Annotated in this window: 19 protein-coding genes and 1 pseudogene; 8 read left to right on the top strand and 12 right to left on the bottom strand. The window is 60.3% G+C overall.

Features of this window, described 5'->3' with window-relative positions; translation table 11 throughout:
• Nucleotides 1–87: 87 nt before the first annotated feature.
• On the top strand, nucleotides 88–396 hold the full coding sequence (locus ADIAG_RS15535; protein WP_007272373.1) for a hypothetical protein: 309 nt from the start codon (nucleotides 88–90) through the stop codon (nucleotides 394–396).
• A 230-nt stretch (nucleotides 397–626) separates the two neighbouring features.
• On the opposite strand, the pseudogene ADIAG_RS22690 reads toward ADIAG_RS15535, so the two are convergent.
• From ADIAG_RS22690 to ADIAG_RS15520, 3 genes and pseudogenes are all read right to left on the bottom strand, one after another.
• A pseudogene (locus tag ADIAG_RS22690) lies at nucleotides 627–890 on the bottom strand (hypothetical protein); the annotation flags it as partial.
• 386 nt (nucleotides 891–1276) lie between these two features.
• Complete coding sequence (nhaA, locus tag ADIAG_RS15525) at nucleotides 1277–2608, bottom strand: Na+/H+ antiporter NhaA (protein ID WP_007272370.1); 1332 nt, start codon at nucleotides 2606–2608, stop codon at nucleotides 1277–1279.
• Between the two features lie 86 nt (nucleotides 2609–2694).
• Nucleotides 2695–4218, bottom strand: coding sequence for a SulP family inorganic anion transporter (locus tag ADIAG_RS15520; protein ID WP_007272369.1), 1524 nt, complete (start codon nucleotides 4216–4218; stop codon nucleotides 2695–2697).
• Between the two features lie 188 nt (nucleotides 4219–4406).
• On the opposite strand from ADIAG_RS15520, the gene ADIAG_RS15515 reads away from it, so the two are divergent.
• Nucleotides 4407–4799, top strand: a complete 393-nt coding sequence (locus ADIAG_RS15515; RefSeq protein ID WP_007272368.1) for a helix-turn-helix domain-containing protein — start codon at nucleotides 4407–4409, stop codon at nucleotides 4797–4799.
• Between the two features lie 283 nt (nucleotides 4800–5082).
• Here ADIAG_RS15515 and ADIAG_RS15510 read toward each other — a convergent pair whose 3' ends face one another.
• Nucleotides 5083–5850, bottom strand: a complete 768-nt coding sequence (locus tag ADIAG_RS15510; protein WP_007272367.1) for a GntR family transcriptional regulator — start codon at nucleotides 5848–5850, stop codon at nucleotides 5083–5085.
• A 385-nt stretch (nucleotides 5851–6235) separates the two neighbouring features.
• On the opposite strand from ADIAG_RS15510, the gene ehuB reads away from it, so the two are divergent.
• The 4 genes from ehuB (at nucleotide 6236) to ehuA (ending at nucleotide 9474) form a co-directional block, all read left to right on the top strand.
• The gene (gene ehuB / locus ADIAG_RS15505; protein WP_007272366.1) at nucleotides 6236–7171 is read left to right on the top strand and encodes an ectoine/hydroxyectoine ABC transporter substrate-binding protein EhuB; all 936 of its coding nucleotides are present in this window, start codon (nucleotides 6236–6238) and stop codon (nucleotides 7169–7171) included.
• An 89-nt stretch (nucleotides 7172–7260) separates the two neighbouring features.
• Complete coding sequence (gene ehuC / locus ADIAG_RS15500; protein ID WP_007272365.1) at nucleotides 7261–7986, top strand: ectoine/hydroxyectoine ABC transporter permease subunit EhuC; 726 nt, start codon at nucleotides 7261–7263, stop codon at nucleotides 7984–7986.
• Complete coding sequence (ehuD, locus tag ADIAG_RS15495) at nucleotides 7986–8654, top strand: ectoine/hydroxyectoine ABC transporter permease subunit EhuD (RefSeq protein ID WP_007272364.1); 669 nt, start codon at nucleotides 7986–7988, stop codon at nucleotides 8652–8654. Before ehuC ends, ehuD begins: the two co-directional genes overlap by 1 nt.
• Nucleotides 8638–9474: an ectoine/hydroxyectoine ABC transporter ATP-binding protein EhuA gene (ehuA, locus tag ADIAG_RS15490; protein ID WP_321162833.1), complete on the top strand. Its 837-nt coding sequence runs from the start codon at nucleotides 8638–8640 to the stop codon at nucleotides 9472–9474. The genes ehuD and ehuA overlap by 17 nt, the downstream gene beginning before the upstream one ends.
• Before the next feature lie 269 nt (nucleotides 9475–9743).
• On the opposite strand, the gene ADIAG_RS15485 is transcribed toward ehuA, so the two are convergent.
• Nucleotides 9744–9986, bottom strand: coding sequence for a type II toxin-antitoxin system Phd/YefM family antitoxin (locus ADIAG_RS15485; protein WP_268744254.1), 243 nt, complete (start codon nucleotides 9984–9986; stop codon nucleotides 9744–9746).
• A 384-nt stretch (nucleotides 9987–10370) separates the two neighbouring features.
• On the opposite strand from ADIAG_RS15485, the gene ADIAG_RS22550 reads away from it, so the two are divergent.
• Complete coding sequence (locus ADIAG_RS22550; protein ID WP_321162832.1) at nucleotides 10371–11264, top strand: hemerythrin domain-containing protein; 894 nt, start codon at nucleotides 10371–10373, stop codon at nucleotides 11262–11264.
• Here ADIAG_RS22550 and ADIAG_RS22450 read toward each other — a convergent pair.
• The 7 genes from ADIAG_RS22450 to ADIAG_RS15450 all read right to left on the bottom strand — a co-directional run bounded on the left by ADIAG_RS22450 (nucleotide 11147) and on the right by ADIAG_RS15450 (nucleotide 16497).
• Nucleotides 11147–11428, bottom strand: coding sequence for a DUF6036 family nucleotidyltransferase (locus ADIAG_RS22450; RefSeq protein WP_321162831.1), 282 nt, complete (start codon nucleotides 11426–11428; stop codon nucleotides 11147–11149). The genes ADIAG_RS22550 and ADIAG_RS22450 overlap by 118 nt on opposite strands.
• Nucleotides 11425–12021: a helix-turn-helix domain-containing protein gene (locus tag ADIAG_RS15475; protein ID WP_007272360.1), complete on the bottom strand. Its 597-nt coding sequence runs from the start codon at nucleotides 12019–12021 to the stop codon at nucleotides 11425–11427. The genes ADIAG_RS22450 and ADIAG_RS15475 overlap by 4 nt, the downstream gene beginning before the upstream one ends.
• A 589-nt stretch (nucleotides 12022–12610) precedes the next feature.
• Nucleotides 12611–13267, bottom strand: a complete 657-nt coding sequence (locus ADIAG_RS15470) for a GntR family transcriptional regulator (protein WP_007272359.1) — start codon at nucleotides 13265–13267, stop codon at nucleotides 12611–12613.
• A 129-nt stretch (nucleotides 13268–13396) separates the two neighbouring features.
• The gene (locus tag ADIAG_RS15465; RefSeq protein WP_161623971.1) at nucleotides 13397–14284 is read right to left on the bottom strand and encodes a substrate-binding periplasmic protein; all 888 of its coding nucleotides are present in this window, start codon (nucleotides 14282–14284) and stop codon (nucleotides 13397–13399) included.
• A 40-nt stretch (nucleotides 14285–14324) separates the two neighbouring features.
• Nucleotides 14325–15059, bottom strand: coding sequence for an amino acid ABC transporter permease (locus ADIAG_RS15460; protein WP_161623970.1), 735 nt, complete (start codon nucleotides 15057–15059; stop codon nucleotides 14325–14327).
• 17 nt (nucleotides 15060–15076) lie between these two features.
• Nucleotides 15077–15724 (bottom strand): amino acid ABC transporter permease, encoded by a 648-nt coding sequence (locus ADIAG_RS15455; protein ID WP_007272356.1) that lies wholly within the window; start codon nucleotides 15722–15724, stop codon nucleotides 15077–15079.
• A complete protein-coding gene (locus ADIAG_RS15450; RefSeq protein WP_007272355.1) occupies nucleotides 15724–16497 on the bottom strand; it encodes an amino acid ABC transporter ATP-binding protein in 774 nt (257 codons plus the stop codon). Before ADIAG_RS15450 ends, ADIAG_RS15455 begins: the two co-directional genes overlap by 1 nt.
• Before the next feature lie 398 nt (nucleotides 16498–16895).
• Here ADIAG_RS15450 and ADIAG_RS15445 point away from each other — a divergent pair, with 398 nt between their 5' ends.
• Nucleotides 16896–17852, top strand: a complete 957-nt coding sequence (locus tag ADIAG_RS15445; RefSeq protein ID WP_007272353.1) for a 2-hydroxyacid dehydrogenase — start codon at nucleotides 16896–16898, stop codon at nucleotides 17850–17852.
• Nucleotides 17853–17890: the final 38 nt, after the last annotated feature.

The raw sequence follows: 17890 nt of genomic DNA, 5'->3' as shown, positions 1-17890 counted from the left end.
GGAACGCAGCGATTTTTCACGCGCGTTCTCTCGCGCCGAACCTATGCTTATGGCGACGCGTATCCGCTGTACCGAAGGAGACTGGGGATGTCCCGCATTATTTCGACCGGATTGGCCAAGACCGGCCTCCTGCTCGGCTACAAGGTTGCCCGCGACACAGGCAACCGGCAGGCAGGCGGCGCTATTTTGGCAGCCTGCGGTCTGGCCGCCTTCACGGTCTGGAAAAACGACGCCGGAAGTTCCCGTGCAGCAGCCCTCACGGTTACGTATTTTGCGGCCTTCGGCGCGTCCCACCCTCTGGCGAAGAAGATTGGTGCGTGGCCGGCAGTCTTCACTGTCACCGGGGCCATGGCGCTGGCCTCAATGGTCCTGGGCGGGCGCCGCAAGGAGTCCTAGTTCGGGAGGTTCTCCGGCTACTGCATGGTGCCCCCATGGAACTTTGCTTTCGGTGCCGTTGCCTGTTGTTTCCCCCGGGCGGTGTGCGTATATCTGAGTCCTACCAAAATGTCCCGGTGAGAGTTGTCGTATATTCATGCCGATCGGGCATCTATCACCTGGAACATGTCACGTCGCATCTGCCGGGTGAATCGCAGCGGAAAATGGCAGGTTGTTTTGGCCGTTGTGAGTCACGCTGGAGGGCCAGAAATGCGGTGGGCAGGGAACGCCAGCACTGTCGCAGAGCGCGGGGAGAGCCGGACGGGTGAGGCTCGATGGTTGAGCCGATCGGGGGGCGGTCCGGTGTCCCACGTGGAGTTCAGGTGTTCGCCGTCGAGCACGCGCAAGGTCCCGGAAGCGGAACGCCTCACGATCAACTGCGTGGTGACCCGCACGACCTCGTGGCACACTCCGCGCAGCAGCTCCTCATCGGTGATGCCGGTGGCCGCGACGTAGCAGTGTTCCCGGAGACCAAGTTGTTGGTGCCCGGGAACCGATCCACGTCCAGCCCCGCGTCAAGGGTCTTCTGCTGTTCCGCGTCGTTGACGGGCCCCATGCCCTGGCTCAGGGACGCGCGGCCACCGGCGATGGCCACGGCACCGGTGGCGCGCAACGGTTCCAGAACCAGCTTCCGGTCCGGTTTGTCATGAGTCACCGTCAGCGAAGAGGAAGGATCCGCGTACGGGTGCTGCTGCGCTTCGTTGCAGGTGGCCGTCGAATGGTTGCTCGCCGTGGGGTTCGTTCGCTGATCGACGCCCCCGTGCACCGGCCTCTTGAGTCTTGGGCATCGGGGGAAAGATGCCGAAAGGATTGCCTCCACGTGCATGGGGCCTGCGTGGTTCTATTGCTCCTGCTGGTAGACATCCGGAATGCCGTCCGCGTCCGCATCGACGGCTTCCTGGGCCTGCAGTTTTTTGTATTGCTTGTTCCGGCTGCCGAGCAGGATCGAGGCGAGTACCGCGGCCAGGATGGAGGCGGCGAGGATGGCGACCTTCGCATGGTCGTTGGCGGGGTTTCCGAGTCCGAAGCTGAGTTCGGCCACGAGCAGCGAGACGGTAAAGCCGATGCCTGCCAGCAGGCTCACCCCCAGCAGGTCCACCCACTTGAGCTCCGGGTCCAGGGTGGCCTTGGTGAACTTGGAGGTCAGCCACGTTGCCGCCAGGATGCCGATCGGTTTTCCGAGCACAAGTGCCACAATGATGCCGATGGCCACGGGGTCGGTCAGCGCCGAGGCCAGGCCGTCGAGCCCGCCCACGGCGACGCCGGCGGAGAAGAACGCGAAGACCGGCACGGCGAATCCGGCCGAAAGCGGGCGGAAGCGGTGTTCGAAGATCTCGGCCAGACCTGGCCCCCCGGTGTGTTTTCCATGCTTGGTGCTGTGCAGGACCGGGATCGTGAAGGCCAAGACCACACCGGCGACGGTGGCGTGGATGCCTGAGGCGTGCAGCAGTGCCCAAGCGGCGAAGCCGATGGGCAGCAGGATGAACCAGGCGGCCGCCGACTTCATCCCGAAGAGGCGCCGGTATTTTTGGGCCAGGAACGCATAAAGCGCCAGCGGGATGAGGGTGAGCAGCAGCGCGGTGGTGTTGATCGTATCGGTGTAGAAGAAGGCGATGATGGTGATGGCCATGAGGTCGTCGACCACTGCCAGGGTCAACAGGAAGATACGCAGCGGCGTGGGCAGGTGGGAGCCGATGACCGCCAGCACCGCCACGGCAAAGGCGATGTCGGTGGCGGTGGGAATGGCCCAGCCGGAGATGGTCTCGGGATTCCCCCAGTTGATGGCCGCATAGATCAGGGCTGGAACGGCGACGCCGCCCACCGCCGCGGCGACCGGGACGACGGCCTTGCTGATCTGACGCAGGTCGCCGGCGACGATTTCGCGTTTGAGCTCCAGTCCGACCATGAAGAAGAAGACTGCCAGCAGGCCGTCTGCGGCCCAGGCCCCCAGGCTCAGCTCCAGGTGCCAGGGCTCAAAGCCGATTTTGAAGTCACGCAGGGCGAAATAGCTCTCGGACGCGGGAGAATTGGCCCATATCAGGGCGATGACCGCGGCGATGACCAACAGGATGCCGCCGACGGTTTCCTTGCGCAGGATCTCACCGATCCGCAGGGCCTCGAGGTAGCTGCCGCGCCCGATCAGGGAACGTGGGGAAGGAGCGTTGGTGCTCATGGAAAATAGGTCCTTACAGTGGGTTCGACAATTACATTGCCGACCAGACTTCCCGGCTCACCTTTCTTCAACCCTACGGCATATGGCTAGTGGCCTCCACCAAGTTTCCCGCCCATGCGTTCGCGCATTTTCAGGCTGGCGGCGTTCAGGCCCACGATCTCCACGGTCTTGCCATACTTCGCGTATTTTGCGGTGATGGCATCCAGCGAGGCGATGGTGGAGGCATCCCACAGGTGCGAGTTATACATGTCGATGACGATCCTGACGGGGTCCTCGGCGTAGTCGAACTGGGTGTAGAGGTCATTGGAGGAGGCGAAGAACAGTTCCCCGTTGACCTCGTACTTGGCGATCTGCTCGCCGAAGTGTTCCTCGAAGCGTCGTTCCACGGTGACCAGGTGGGCGACCCGATTGGCGAACAGAACCATCGCGGTGAGCACCCCGACTCCGACGCCAATGGCCAGGTTATGCGTGGCGACGGTGAAGACGACGGTGACAAGCATGACGGTGGTTTCGCTCTTGGGCATCATGCGCAAGGTGGAGGGCTTGATGCTGTGCCAGTCGAAGGTGGCCACGGACACGAAGATCATCACGGCCACCAGCGCGGCCATCGGAATCAGCGCCACGATGTCGCCCAGCGCGACGACCAGGATCAGCAGGAAGACCCCGGCGAGGAAGGTGGAAATGCGGGTCCTGGCCCCGGAGGCCTTGACGTTGATCATGGTCTGGCCGATCATCGCGCAACCGCCCATGCCGCCGAAGAACCCGGTGATGATGTTCGCCGCGCCCTGGCCCCAGGATTCGCGGGTCTTGTTGGAGCGCGTGTCGGTGACGTCATCAACAAGCTTGGCGGTCATCAGGGATTCGAGCAGGCCCACGAAAGCCATGGCCAGCGCGTAGGGGAAGATGATCTGCAGGGTCTCGAGGTTCAGCGGGACGTTCGGCAGGAACAGGGAAGGAAGGCTTTCGGGCATTTCCCCCTTATCCCCGACGGTCGGCACGGCCAGTGAAGCCAGGACCGTGATGAGGGTCAACACGACGATGGCAACCAGGGGCGCGGGAACCACCGTGGTGACCTTGGGCAGCCCGAATACAATCAGCAGGCCCAAGGCGGTGAGCGGGTAAACGAGCCACGGGACGCCGAGCAGCTCGGGGACCTGGGACATGAAGATCAGGATGGCCAGGGCATTGACGAATCCGACCATGACCTGCCGGGGAATGAAGCGCATCAGCTTGGCAACCCCCAGCAGCGCGAGGATGACCTGGAAGATGCCGGCCAGGATTACGGCGGCAATGAAGTAGTCCACGCCGTGGCTTTTCACCAAAGGGGCAATGACCAAGGCAATGGCCCCAGTGGCCGCGGAGATCATGGCCGGCCGTCCGCCGAGGAACGCAATGGACACGGCCATGGTGAAGGAGGCGAACAGTCCGAGGCGCGGATCGACCCCGGCAATGATGGAAAATGCGATGGCTTCGGGGATCAGGGCTAGGGCTACGACCAGTCCGGCGAGGACCTCGACCTTAAGCAGCAGCGGGGATTTGAGGGCGCGCAGGACTGATTGGCGTTCCTCCGGGGTTAGGAGCAGGTGCCCCGCGGTGGTTTTCGTGGCCATTGATGGCTCCGTTCACAATGAATTGGGCGCTCTCGGGCGCTCGGCGACATGAAATGATATGAGGTCGGCGCGTCTTGGCATGGAAGTATCAGACAGCGTCGGGTAATGGCCGCAGTGGAGCACCGAACAAAAAGAACTCTACCCTAACGTGAGGGTAGAGTTGACGATCTAGGAAGCAGGAGAACCCCATGACTGACATCCCACCCCCGGCGGACGAGGGGCAGAGAATGCACATCGGAGATCTGGCCGAAGCCACCGGCCTTTCCCAACGCACCATCCGCCACTACGACGAAGTGGGCCTCCTGCCTGCAACCACGCGCAGCGTGGGCGGGTTCCGGATTTACACCGACTCCGACCTGCAGCGCATGCTGGTGATCCGGTCCATGAAACCTCTGGGGTTCACCCTGGAGGAAATGGGCGAGCTACTGGACACCGTCGACACCCTGGCCAGCGACACGAAGAATGCGGAGGCCAGGGCCAGACTGGCAGACTTCATTGACCAGGCCAACGCAAAGCGCGACAAGCTGGCCCTGAACCTCAGCCGGGCCGACGCTTTCATCCAGGACCTGCAGGGCGCGTAGCACCATCGTCCGAAGCCGGTCGCTGAACCCTACCTGCGAACGGCCGGCTCCCCCGACTGTCCGAAAGACCACTCGGCCGCAGTTCAACCGCCGTGAACCGGCAACCAGTTTTCACGGAACCACTCGCACGTGCCTGGAGTCGCAGATCCCAGGCATTTTGAGACAAGCGCGGCGAACTCCTCCAATCGCCAGGAAGCAGCCCTCCGCGTAGGCGAGACTCGCTGGCGGCCACCTGCTTGGGATTGTTCCGGCAGCCTCCCGGACATCAGGCTGCTAGTCCGAGCTAGGAACCGATGGGCCCCAGTTCGTGCCCGGATTCATCGACGGGCACCAGAGCGGTGGCCACAGGTGTGCGCAGGGCGCCGGTGAGCCTGTCGATGGTGTCGCGGAAGTGATGTCGCAGTAGTTCCACCGCGCCCTCTCCGTCGCCCGCAAGCACTGCCTCTAAGCGTTCCCTGTGGGCACGGTGCACATCGGTGCGAATGATGTAACCTGCCGGACTGCCCAGGCTGGCTAGGCGAGTTTCCACGGCCAGCGTGGCCATGTATTTCTCCAGACGGAGGTTTCGGGCGGCCCTGACCGTTTCATAGTGGAAGTCTAGGTCGGCGTCACCAATGGAGCGCGGGGAGTCCAGCGCCTCGGGGCTCGCGGCAAACCGTTCGAGCCGGGCCAAGACCGCCATGGCGGCTTCCATTCGGTGCGCCCGCTCGGCTTCGGGCAGGCCGGCGATGACCCTGATGGCCGCGGCCTCCACCACCAGACGCGTTGCGTAGAGTTCCTTGAGCTCGGATGGGCGGACGCGGGCCACACTCATCCCCTGCCCGGGGCTGGACACCAGCAGGCCGTCCTGCACCAATCGTTGAGCAGATTCGCGCAGCGACCCACGGCTCACGCCCAGTTGTTTGGCCGCCTGCGCCTCTTGGATCGGGCTGCCGGGCATCAGCAAGCCCTCGTAAATGGCCTTGCGCAATTGGTGGGTGATCAGGTCGATCGTCGAGGAGCGCTGCACCCGGGCCATCCCTGATGCAGAAGATGGTTGGCCGATGATCATGGGTACTCCAATTCGTCGTGGACCGGTGCCGCGGTGGCAGTTTCCCTACCCCGGAGCGACATCGGCGGCCCCAATCGTAACTTAAACGTGATTTACGCCCGGGGTACGGTGCTTGCGGCAAAAACACGGGACGCCGGAAGCCTCACTTCGTTGTTATCTAGCGTAATTCGAGCGCGTTCCTCGAGTTTCCCATGGTTTAGTCAACAATCCAACGTCCGGAAAGTCGGATTGTCAATTGATTCTTTTGTGACTACGGTGATCTACACCATACGGATCAACACCACTCACCACGATCGGGTCGGGTCTGCCTTACACGGGTGCCGTTCCTTGGACAGGATTCGGTGCACGAGGCGGCTTGGCCATCGCACCCCGAAAGAGGTTCACCATGAAGCGCAGCTTCCGCCGTAGTCCCATGCTTACCGCAGGCGTAGTCCTTGCATCCCTGTCACTGGCCCTGACCGCCTGTGGCGGAACCACCACCACCGAGTCCGAGGGCGGCTCCGCCGCCGCACCGGCCGGCGAAGGAAAGCTCCAGGCGCTGAAGGACAAGGGTTCCATCACCGTCGCTATCGCCGGAGAAGCCCCGTACTCCTACGAAGAGAACGGCGAGGCCACCGGCGCCACTATCGCCCTAGCCAAGAAGATCTTCGGCGACATGGGTATCGCCGAGGTCAACACCGTGCTGGTGGACTGGAACGGTTTGATTCCAGGTTTAACCGCCGGTCGTTCCGACGCGGTCAGCGCCGGGATGTCGATCCTCCCGGATCGTTGCGCCAACGCCGACTTCGCTGACCCGGAGATCATGTACACCACCACGCTGATGGTCCAAAAGGGCAACCCCAAGGGCCTGACCGATCTTGATTCGGTCAAGGCAAAGATCGACGCCGGGGAAAAGATCAAGCTGGCCGTACTGGCCGGTGGCATCGAGGCCGGATACGCCAAGGCACTGGACCTGGATGTGCAGTCGGTTCCCGATGCACAGACCGGTATGGACACCGTGGACAACGGTCGTGCCGACGCCTTCGCGATGACCGCGATCTCGCTGAACTTCATGGCCGAGCAGAACCCGGATGCCAACGTCGAGACCACCGACGCCTTCGTGCAGGAGATCGACGGGGTCCCGCAGATCGGCGCCGGCTCCACCGTCTTCGCCCAGGGCGATGACGAGCTGCGCGAGGCCTACAACGAGGGCCTGGCCAAGATCACCGAATCGGAGGAGTCCTACCTCGAGGTCGTCGGTGAGTACGGATTCACCGCCGAGAACCTTCCTCCGAAGGATCTCACCACCGAGGAACTCTGCAAGGGCGCACCCGCCAAGTAGCCGTACCGGGAGCCCGCTTTCGCCGATAAGCGACAGCGGGCTCCCGGCTCCGGCCGGTGACACGACGATATAAAAGGAGTCCAGCACCTGTGGACGAAAAACTTGCGGCGCTAGTCGAGGCCATGCCGCGGCTGCTGGACGGAATCTCGGTGACCGTCCAACTCACCGTCTTGGGCGGGCTCGCCGCATTCGCCCTCTCGGTGGCACTTGGTCTGGCGGCCACCCATCCCTCGAAAGCCGCGCGCATCCCCGCGCGCATCATCATTGAATTCTTCCGCGGTACCTCGCTGGTAGTCCAGCTGTTCTGGCTCTTCTACGTGATGCCGCTGCTTGGTGTGGACATGCACCCGCTGGTGGTCGGCGTGTTGGCCTTGGGCCTGAACTACGGTGCCTACGGCGCCGAGGTCGTTCGTGGTTCCATTAACTCGGTCGCCACCGGCCAGTGGGAGGCCACCACGGCCCTGAGTATGGGATCGTTCCAGCGGATGCGCCGGGTGATCTTCCCGCAGGCATGGGCCCTGATGATTCCATCCCTGAACAACCTGCTCATCCACCTGATGAAGGGAACCGCGATCGTTAGCTTCATTACGATCGCCGACTTCACTTACCACCTGGACCAGCTCAAGCGCGTCACCGATACCGTGTTCTCCTACGGTGTGATCGGGCTGCTGAGCTACTTCGTCATTGCGCTGATCCTGACGTTCATCATGAACGCGCTGGAACGCCGCGCGAAGCGTCGGCTCGGCCAAGGCATCACGTTGAAGTCGGTCCTGAGCCCCGCGCCCGCGACGGCCACCCCGGGAGGAGGAGCTTAATGATTTCGATCACCACCGCCCTGGACTGGAACTGGGACACCACCTGGGATGTTCTTCCCACGCTGCTGTCGACCTTCCTCAAGGTCACCTTGCTGGTCACGGTCCTCAGTACATTGATCGCTGCCCTTCTGGGTCTGGTCATCGCCATGACCCTGCGGCTGGCTCCGAAGCCCATCGCCGTGACCGTGAAGTGGATTGCCAACTTCATTCGGATGACACCGATCGTGGTCCAGCTCTTGTTCGCGTACTACGCGTTCCTGTCGCTGGATGGGATCACGATCGGCATCCTGATCTTCGGCATCCACTACTCCACCTACATGTCCGAGGTCTACCGGGCCGGAATCGACGCGGTGCCTCAGGGCCAATGGGAGGCCACCACCGCGCTGTCGATGTCCACCCGGCGCACCTGGACCGCTGTCATCATCCCGCAGGCGTTGCGCGCCACCATTCCCGCGCTGGGCAACTACGCGGTGTCGATGTTCAAGGACACCCCGTTCCTGCTGGTCATCGGCGTGGTGGAGATGGTCAACGCCGGATTGATCTTCGGCGGAAACACCTACCGCTACATCGAGCCGCTGACCCTGGTGGGAATCATCTTCCTACTGGCCAGCTACCCGACCTCACTCCTGATTGGCAGATTGGAAAAGCGCCTTGCCTTCAACACCTGATTCCGCAACCCTCCCGGCGGCCACCACGGCCCCCGTGATCGAGTTCCGCGACATCGAGAAGTCCTACGGCGACCACTTGGTGTTGCACGAGCTGAACTTCTCCGTTGCCAAGGGTGACCGTGTCACCCTGATCGGGCCCTCGGGCTCCGGCAAGACCACCATCCTGCGTCTGGTCATGACCCTCGAGGAGGCCACCGACGGCTACATCTTCATTGACGGGCAGCCGCTGACCCACGAGGAACGCGGCGGCAAGCGGGTGGCCCGCAGCAAGAAGGACCAGAAGGACATCCGTAAACGGATCGGCATGGTCTTCCAGCAGTTCAACCTGTTCCCGAACATGTCGGTGCTCGAAAATATCATTGAGGCCCCGGTGCATGTGTTGGGCCAGTCCAAGGCCGAGGCCACCACCCGGGCCATGGAACTGCTGGAAAAGGTCGGCCTGGCGGACAAGGCGGAGCAGCACCCCACCTCGCTCTCCGGTGGACAGCAGCAGCGTGTGGCCATCGCCCGCGCGCTGGCCCTGGATCCGGAGATCTTGTTGCTTGATGAGGTCACCAGTGCGTTGGACCCGGAGATCGTTGGCGAAGTGTTGGGTATTCTGCGCAACATTGCCGAGACCACCGACATCACGATGCTGATCGTCACCCACGAGATGCAATTTGCCCGCGACGTTTCCAATCGCGTGCTGATGTTCGACGGCGGCAAGATCGTTGAAGAGGCTCCGCCGTCCGTGATGTTCAGTGACCCGAAGCACCAGCGCACCAAGGACTTCCTGCATGCGGTGCTCGGCGACGCCGAGGGCACCATCGGCACCCACTAGACGCGCGTGTGCCCCGTGGGGGGTATGGGCACACGCGCCCTGCGTTGTTCCAGAGGCAGGCATCGAACGGGGAGCTATTTGATCCCGTTCGGTGCCTGCCTCTTTTTGTGGGAGCACCAGAGATTAACGTTTCCGCTTCAACAAGGGGTCCCCGGTTCCGGCGCATCGAGGTCTTGACGGAATTCATGGGAATTCAGTAGTGATACCTGGCTTGCAAGATCGTGACGTAGTGGTCGTCCGCCATCTACACGCGCTGTTGGCTTGCCGGGTCAAGGCCCGATGAGCCCATTTTCGACGGTGTGGCCCTCACGGGCAGCTTCAAGGGCGGACAGCAAGCGATGAGCATTCTTGGGTGAGCTCAGCAGATAGCTGGTTTCGACCAGTGCGTCGTATTCGTCCTTCGACATCAGCACCCCTGATCCACGACTTGAAATGATCTCGACCTCGGTGTGGTCGAGGTTAACTCGCTCGATGAGAGCCAACGACTCGCGTTGGGCTTCGCTCGTTGTGATGGCCGTTGCTGCCTCCCTGCTGTTACAAGAAATGGTACCTCTTGGCCTTTGGAGCTACTTTGGGTGCTGGGCCGCATGGAGGCTTCGGAGTCTGGTGCAGGAATCGGTGTTCGGCTCAAAGCCATCCATGTGCGGGTCGATTTTCCTGCCTAAGACGGCCGTGATCACTCCTCTACCAAGGGTCCCCGTCTGACCTTCAGGCTCTCTTGGGACGTCGCGACTCTGCCGAGTGTGCGTAAGTAAATTCTGTGAGCGTGGAGCCATCGTCGCGTGCCGTTGGTGGTCTGCACCAGGCCTGGAGGCGCAGTAATCGAAGGTGGTTAAACCATCTCAACGTCAAATGAACAACATCGAATTCTCGCCTGGGGTACTGAACTCCGTACCGTGCACATGGCACTGCGCACATCCCTGTACAAGGCACGGCGCACCTTGGCAGCCGTGCCCTTGGCGCTGGCTGCATCACGCGAGTTGGTCGTGCATTGCCGGCATTTTTTCAACTTCCTGAACAGCCACCATCGTTCCGAAGACCACTCCGTATTCCCGTTGCTCGAGAATTCACACCCGGAGCTGGTTCCAGTGGTCAAGAAGCTGATGCAGGACCACGTGATGATCGAGAATCTGGTGCTGGAACTGGAAACCGCCATCGAGGCGGGGGCACGGTCCGACGGGTTGGAACAGCATCTCGATGGCATCGAAGCTGTCATGGAAACCCACTTTGCCTCTGAGGAGCGCCAGCTCGTTGCCATTCTCAACGCGACGACGGGGCTGGGGACGGATGCGGGCGATACTTGGCCGGCCGATGAAAACCTGACAAAGCTAGCCGTTGCTTACCGGATTGGTCCGCTGTCTGGACAGTTGCCGCGCAATCGATGGTCGATTGATGGCTCAAACGGAACGTCTAGGGACAGCTGTCAAGGTTCCTTCGTTGCTCCAGAGACGTGGTCATCGACAACGTTAAGCCTTGGCGCGGATCGCCTTGGCGGCTTTGAACGCCTCTTCGGCAACAATCTCATAGTTGTCGCGACCCTGTGTCAATGTCATCGAGTCGTCGCCGTACTTCGCGTAGGCCAAATCGACAAGTTCGCCAGGATCCTTGAAATCCAGGGTATTGATGATGTGGCCCAGATCGGCAATATCCTTGGGCCGTTCGGCTGCGACCTTCATAGCGGCAAGTGTTGGCAGGTCTGCCAGCTGAATGGCGGTCGAAGAGCCACCCGGAGCGGCCATCCATGTCGCCTCTTCCGGGCTACTTGCTCAACGGTTGCGGCACTGGCATAACGCGCGTCAATGTCCCCGGTTGCCCTGTCAATCAAACCGTGAAGCAGCAGAGCTGCTCCGCCGACGATCTGGATATCCAGGGCCACGCCTCGGGTATTCAACCTTGCTTCCAAGTCCGCCAAGAGACCGATGATGTCCTCAAGCCGGAAACCGCTCGGTCTCACGCTGTGACCAGATCACGTTCGCGGATCCAGACGTTCAGGTTTTTCATTTCTAGGGGTGTGTCTTTGCGAATCAATTCCTTCATGAGGTCGCCCACGGGATACAGCTTCTCTGACAAAAATACTGGTACGGCAGATGGTCGGATATTCCGCGTCCACGACGGGGCAGGTATACCGGTTTTATTCGAAACCCATTGGGTGATTGCACCCAGAGCGGTCAGGTATTCCTGGTCCTTGATACATGGCGCTGTGAACATGAGCGCGCGACGTGTCCTCAGCGAAGCGCTGGCGTATTCGCCGATCAGACGCAGAGCGAACTCGTAGTCTTCGGCCGCGAGCGTCTCTTCAAATTCCTTGGCGAATTTTTCTCCTGGGGTGCCCACCGATGCGGAGCCTGGAGCATCGAATCCGAGGATTTTTAGGGCACGAAGGGTGAGTCCGAGCGAAGCGGTTTCTTTTCCGGATTCCAATTCGACGACAAATTTACGGGACACTCCAATGGCATCGGCCAGCTCCTGCTGGGTGTAGCCGTATGCCTTGCGGCGATCACGAATTCTGCCACCTAGAGTGCCTGCTGAAAATCCATCGTTGTCCACAACCCCATCATGTCACCGATCGGTTACACCGTCTAGCGCTCCGTTCCCGTGCCCTACCGAATCTAGTCCAGCAAAGCTCAACCACGTGCCCCCCTGGAAAGCCCGAAGGGAGAAAACAGTACCAGTCAAATTTCGCGCACGGCGAGCCAAACAGCGAATACTCTCTGCCCACACGGCCCAAGTGCAACCCACGTCGTGTCCTTGGCCCGGTTTTCGCAGGATTTCCACGAGGATGTCACCCGTGCTGTGCTGGCCGAGATGGCACAGACCACCGCCGGTTCGGGGAATGGATGACGCCTATAAAGTAGCGATCTTCAAGGCCCGCACTCGGCTGGTATCGGCGATGATGATAGATGTACTTCCTTACCCTGCACCGGCGGGCCGCAAGTATTATGGAAACTCCCGGGGCCAGTTCTACCTCGCCTCCCACGCACTCGCGGCACCACACAAAGGGTCTACCGGACAACTTAGCGAGCGAGGTACGCCATGCTGGAAGAACACCCGCAACAGGCAGCCGATCTTCTGGATCCGCCATCCGGCGGACGTGCTGTGGCTGGCCGCCTGCATACGGGCTCCGCGAACTACAGGATCAGTAAAATGATCGGAGCAGGGCTTCGTTGGATTCCTGCAGATGATCAGTCATCGCCTGCCGGGCCCGTGCTTCGTCCTGTTCGGTAATGGCATCGAGGATTTCTTGGTGGGCATCGAGTTCGCTAGGCGACACAACGTGGTTGCTGGCCCGGGAAAACAGGTAGTGCATGCGAGTTGTCTCGTCGAAATAGGTGCACAAGAGCCGTTCTGCTCGTTTGTTTCCCGCGGTGGCCGCGATGGCCCGGTGAAAATCGTTTGCGGCTTGGAGTCTTTCATCGAATTCCAGGCTCTCATCGACTTGGCGGGCGAGGATTTCCCTCAGCTCCTCAACCAGCTCTGAGGACCTTCGACGCGCCGCGATCCCGGTGATCGGTGGTTCTATCGACATCCGCAGATCCATGACGTCGCGGATATCATTCATCCCCACGGGGCGAACCACGTATCCGCGCCGCGGGAACGCCATCACGAATCCCTCCCAGAGAAGGCCCTGGAGCGCTTCACGCACCGGGGTCTTTGAAACTCCAAGACGCAACGCAGTCTCCGATTCATGGATGACCTGCTCAGGCTCAAGTTTTCCGGTTACTATTTCTTGACGCAATATTGCCAGGACGCGTTGTGAGGCAGAAGCTTGCTCAGTCTCATCGATCGTTGCCATATCTGCCGCTCGCATAGGTAGTCCCCTAGTGAAATTCCATATAGAAGGGAGGCGCGAAACTGGTCGTTTCGCACCTCCCGCACTGATTAATCGTACCTGTTGGCGGTTTGCCGCTTCAGGTTCTGGTGACTAACGCCCGTTGATATAGAAGTCAGCAACTTCCGCGGTAACCCCATTTTCTTTCAAGACGCGATCGACGGTCCCGTTCTCTTTCGCTCGGGTGAAGTAGTCATCGATTGCCGCAGTGAATTCCGGGACATCCTTGGTATGCGGCCACGTGATCTCCAGCAAGCCTGTCAGTTCAGGATGATTGGGATCTTCCTCGATGATGCTGGTCTCGTAGCCTTCCTCGTCCTTGCTCAAGTTGAAGCTCATCATGGATTGGTTGGCGACTGCGTCGATTCGGCCTGCCTTGAGGTCTTCGAACGCGTTGGTTTCATTCTGGTATTCCTCGATGTTTTCAGCGCCGAAAGCATCCTTCAACGTTTCGACAAAGAAGGATCCGGAAAGGGCACCAATCTTGATGCCCTTCATGGATTCAATCGTGCCGTAGGAATCCGCGGCGGCCGAGGTGATCCCAAGTGCGTCATAAATGACGTTCCCCTCGCTCTGTCCAAACACCTCTCCACGCTTTTCGGTCTTGATATGTAGTCCACCAAACAAATCTGATTTGCCCTCGCGAAGGTCAAGTTGTCCGGCTGCTCCGGTCATCGGCTTGAAAAGTACCTTCAGGCAGTTCTCCTCGGCAAATTCTGTCAGAAGGGTGGCGTCGATACCTTCGAACGGTCCGCTATCGGAGAGCGCGTGGAACTTGGGTGCAGCGTTCATGGCTGCGACGTTCAGAACCCCCTCTTCGAGGGTGGGGAAGGTATGCAGCGGAGTGCAGTCTTCGGCGACGGTGCCCACCGTCGCACCTTCCGATTCTGGTGCCGAACTCGCGGAACAGCCCGTAAGCACGAGGAGGGCGGTGGCGGAAGCGGCGGCAAGCTTCGTCGCGGACTGGCGTCCGCGGCTCATAATTCCGGTCATCATTCTTTCCTTTGCGTTGGTGTGTGGTTCATTGAGTGATTTTTGATGCGGGAGTATTCAAGACACTGGCGTCAAAGCCGGTCTTACGCTGACGCCTCTGGCGTCTTCGGGCTGCCCCGGCACCGCCGTCAAAACTGGTCCCGGAGATTCTCGCGACCCGACGGTCAGCCAGAATCTCCATCCAAGCCAGTAACGAGGTGAACAGGAGATAGAGCAGTGCCGCGACAAGCAGCGGTTCAAGCACACGGAAGTTGATCATGCCGATGGAGTAGGCGCTTCCGAGAAGTTCCTTGGCACCAATGGCGTACGCAAGCGCGGTGCCCTGAAAGGTGATGATCGCAATCCCGATCACCGGGGGAACAGCGATATTCAGAACGTGTGGGAGTACCACGCGTGAGGTGATTTGTTTCTTGGTGAGCGCCAGGGCCTGTGCTGCTTCGACCTGGCCGCGCGGAACACTGGCAATGGATGCCCGGAAGATCTCAGCGGTGTAGGCCGCTGTTGTCACCCCAAATGCCGCGACGACTGCCGCGAACCTGTCCAGAGTGATGATCTCTGCGAGTCCGAAATACACGAGGTAGAGGGTCAGCAGAGCCGGAAAACCGCGGAATATTTCCACCAGTGCGATGGTCAGCCAGCGAAGTGCTTTGTTCGAGCCGTTCAATATCAGGCCGGCAACGAACCCCAACGGGATTCCGATCAAAATACTGACGGTCGCCATGAGTATGCTCAGCCAGAGTCCGGGCAGGAGGCTCACGATCATGTCCAGATATTCTTGCATCAGTACACAACCCTTTCTGAACCACGCTTGGCTCGAGAGCCAAGCCACCGGGCGAACATGCCAACCGGAACGGTAAGCAGCAGATAGACGATGCCGATCGTGAGAAAGGCCGTGATCGGATCGGCGCCGACCTGCACAGCGTTGTAGGCGTAGAAGACCATTTCATTCGCGCCGATGATCGACGCGATGGCCGTGTTCTTAAGCAGCGTGATGGAGTAGGCCGCGGTAGATGCGAGCATCACCGGGATCGCCTGCGGTAGAACCACCCGGAACAGGGCGTCCTTCTTGGTGAGCGCAACGGAGGCCGCGCCTTCCCACTGCCCGTTGGAAACAGATTCAAGCCCCGAACGAATGCTGTCCCCGATGTAGGCGGAGTTCACGATTCCAAGTCCCACCATCGCAGCCAGCACCGGGACTTCCGAGATAATGCCCAAGGAAAGCCCGAAGTAGATGATGATCAGCCAGGCGATGGGCGGAATGCCGCGTGCGATCCAGGCCCAGAGCGCGCCGATGAACTTGGCCAATGGATTCTTTGACCCACGAAGCATAGCGACAGGGATCGCGAGCACTACCGAGAGCAGAAATGCGCCGCCCCACATTTGTAGCGTGATCCAAAGTCCTTCTAGGACGTAGCTTGCTTCAAGCATTAGATCACTCCGCTAAGGGCGTTCACGAAGCGTCGGATGCGCTCGTTTGACGGGTCGGTCAGGATCTCGGCAGCTGGCCCGATTTCAAGCAGTTCCCCATCGGCGAGGAACATCGCGCGGTCCGCGGCTTCCTTGGCGAACTCGATTTCGTGCGTCACCGTCATCATCGTCATGCCACCCTCTGCGAGTTCTTTCATCACGCGCAGGACCTCAACCCGCATTTCTGGGTCGATGGCGCTCGTGGGCTCGTCGAAAAGGATGACCTCGGGGTCAAGGGCTAGCGATCGAGCAATGGCCACGCGTTGCTGCTGCCCTCCCGAGAGCTGGCTCGGGTGCTTGTGCATATGCTTTTTCAAGCCGACCCGCTCGAGCAGTTCCTCGGAACGGTCGACAGCATCGGTCTTGCTGCGTTCCAGCACCAAACGCTGGGCCAGACTCACGTTTTCCAGTGCCGTGTGTGTAGCGAAGAGATTGAACGACTGAAACACCATGCCCACGCGTTTACGCAGTGCACGCACCGATTTGGCGGGTGTTTTTTCTACGGCGTCGAATACCCGTTCCCCGTGAAGATCAATGGTGCCGTGGTCCGGGGTTTCCAAGAGGTTCAGGCATCGGATAAATGTGCTTTTTCCTGACCCGCTCGGCCCGATGATGGCGATGTGCTCGCCCTTCTTAACATCCACGCTGATCCCGTGAAGAATTTCCTTGCCGCCAAAACTCTTTCGAATTTGCTGGGCTGATAGGGCCAATGTGCCCTCAGGAGTCGTCGTCATCTCTTCATTCCTTCACATTGGTGCTGTTGCCTAACGGCGCCGGGGGTATGCCGGTGCCAAGTGACTACGGAGAAAGTTGAACCTAGGGATTTTCCAGCTTGGGGCGCCAGCTGCTTCGGGAACTTGGCGAAGCGGCCTATGGCCAGGTAAGTCGTTCGATGTGCTGCCTGGACGTCGTCACGCGAGGAAGCACGGTGGACCGAGCCATCAAGTGCAGTTCCTCCGCCGCAAGCGCTGAACCGTTGACACATTTGTTCTCCTTCCGGCCCTCAAGACCCGGGGTGTGATTTGGATCAACCTAGCATATTCCTAGTTTCGCAAATAGATATTCGCGTCATATATCTCAAATATAGCGTAGTGCAGGAGCAGTCTCTCCGATCTGTCCTAGGGTGGGTTCCATGCAACCAAACGCCCAAAAAACCACCGCTACAGTTCTGCAAGTCGGACCGATGCCACCCTTCGTCGAAGGGCCGCTGCATGAGGAATTTAACGTTCTCCGGTTGCCGGACGCCGAAGTGGAGAAGTTCCTTGCCACGAACTCGGGCCAAGTGGGCGTAGTCGTCACCACGAGTGTGACGGGGGTGGACGCTCACCTCATGCGAGCTCTTCCTGAGCTTCGCGCCATCGTCAATTTCGGAGTTGGTTTCGACAAGATCGATGTCCACACGGCAGACGAGTTGGGGGTTGTCGTCAGCAATACCCCGGATGTCTTGACCGATTGCGTTGCCGACATGGCGGTTGGTCTGCTCATCGATGTGGCTCGAGGCATTAGCGCTTCAGATCGTTTTGTTCGCCGAGGCGATTGGCTGCAAGGTTCTTACCCGCTCGGGACCAGGGTCTCGGGCAAACGCGTCGGGATACTCGGGTTGGGACGCATTGGCCTGGCGATCGCCGCTCGCCTGGAAGCCTTTGGCACCACCGTGGCGTATCACGGTCGCAGGCGCGTCGCTGATGTTACTTACCCCTGGCACGAGTCACTCACCGACCTTGCGGAGAATAGCGATTTTCTCATCGTGGCGGTCGCGAGCAACTCAGCAACGGCCGGCATAGTCTCTGCCGAAGTACTCGAAGCGCTGGGCCCCAAGGGGTACCTGATCAACATCTCTCGTGGCGCCGTGGTCGACGAAGCCGCCCTCGTGGATGCACTGGTACAGCAGCGCATTGCCGGGGCCGGCCTCGATGTCTTTGCCCACGAGCCGTATGTTCCGCAAGAGCTCCTGAATCTGGACAACGTGGTCCTCGCACCCCACACGGGCAGCGCGACCGCGGAGACACGTCAGGACATGGCCGATCTTTTCCTCACGAATCTCCGGCAATTCGTCAACGAAGGCACGTTGTCAACGCCGATTTCTTAGGCCCGATCTCGCATAGTTATCTCAGGTTTCGCACGAAA

This window comes from Paeniglutamicibacter gangotriensis Lz1y (assembly GCF_000348945.1).
Classification (GTDB): Bacteria; Actinomycetota; Actinomycetes; order Actinomycetales; family Micrococcaceae; genus Paeniglutamicibacter; species Paeniglutamicibacter gangotriensis.
This window is presented reverse-complemented; position numbering and strand designations above follow the sequence as displayed.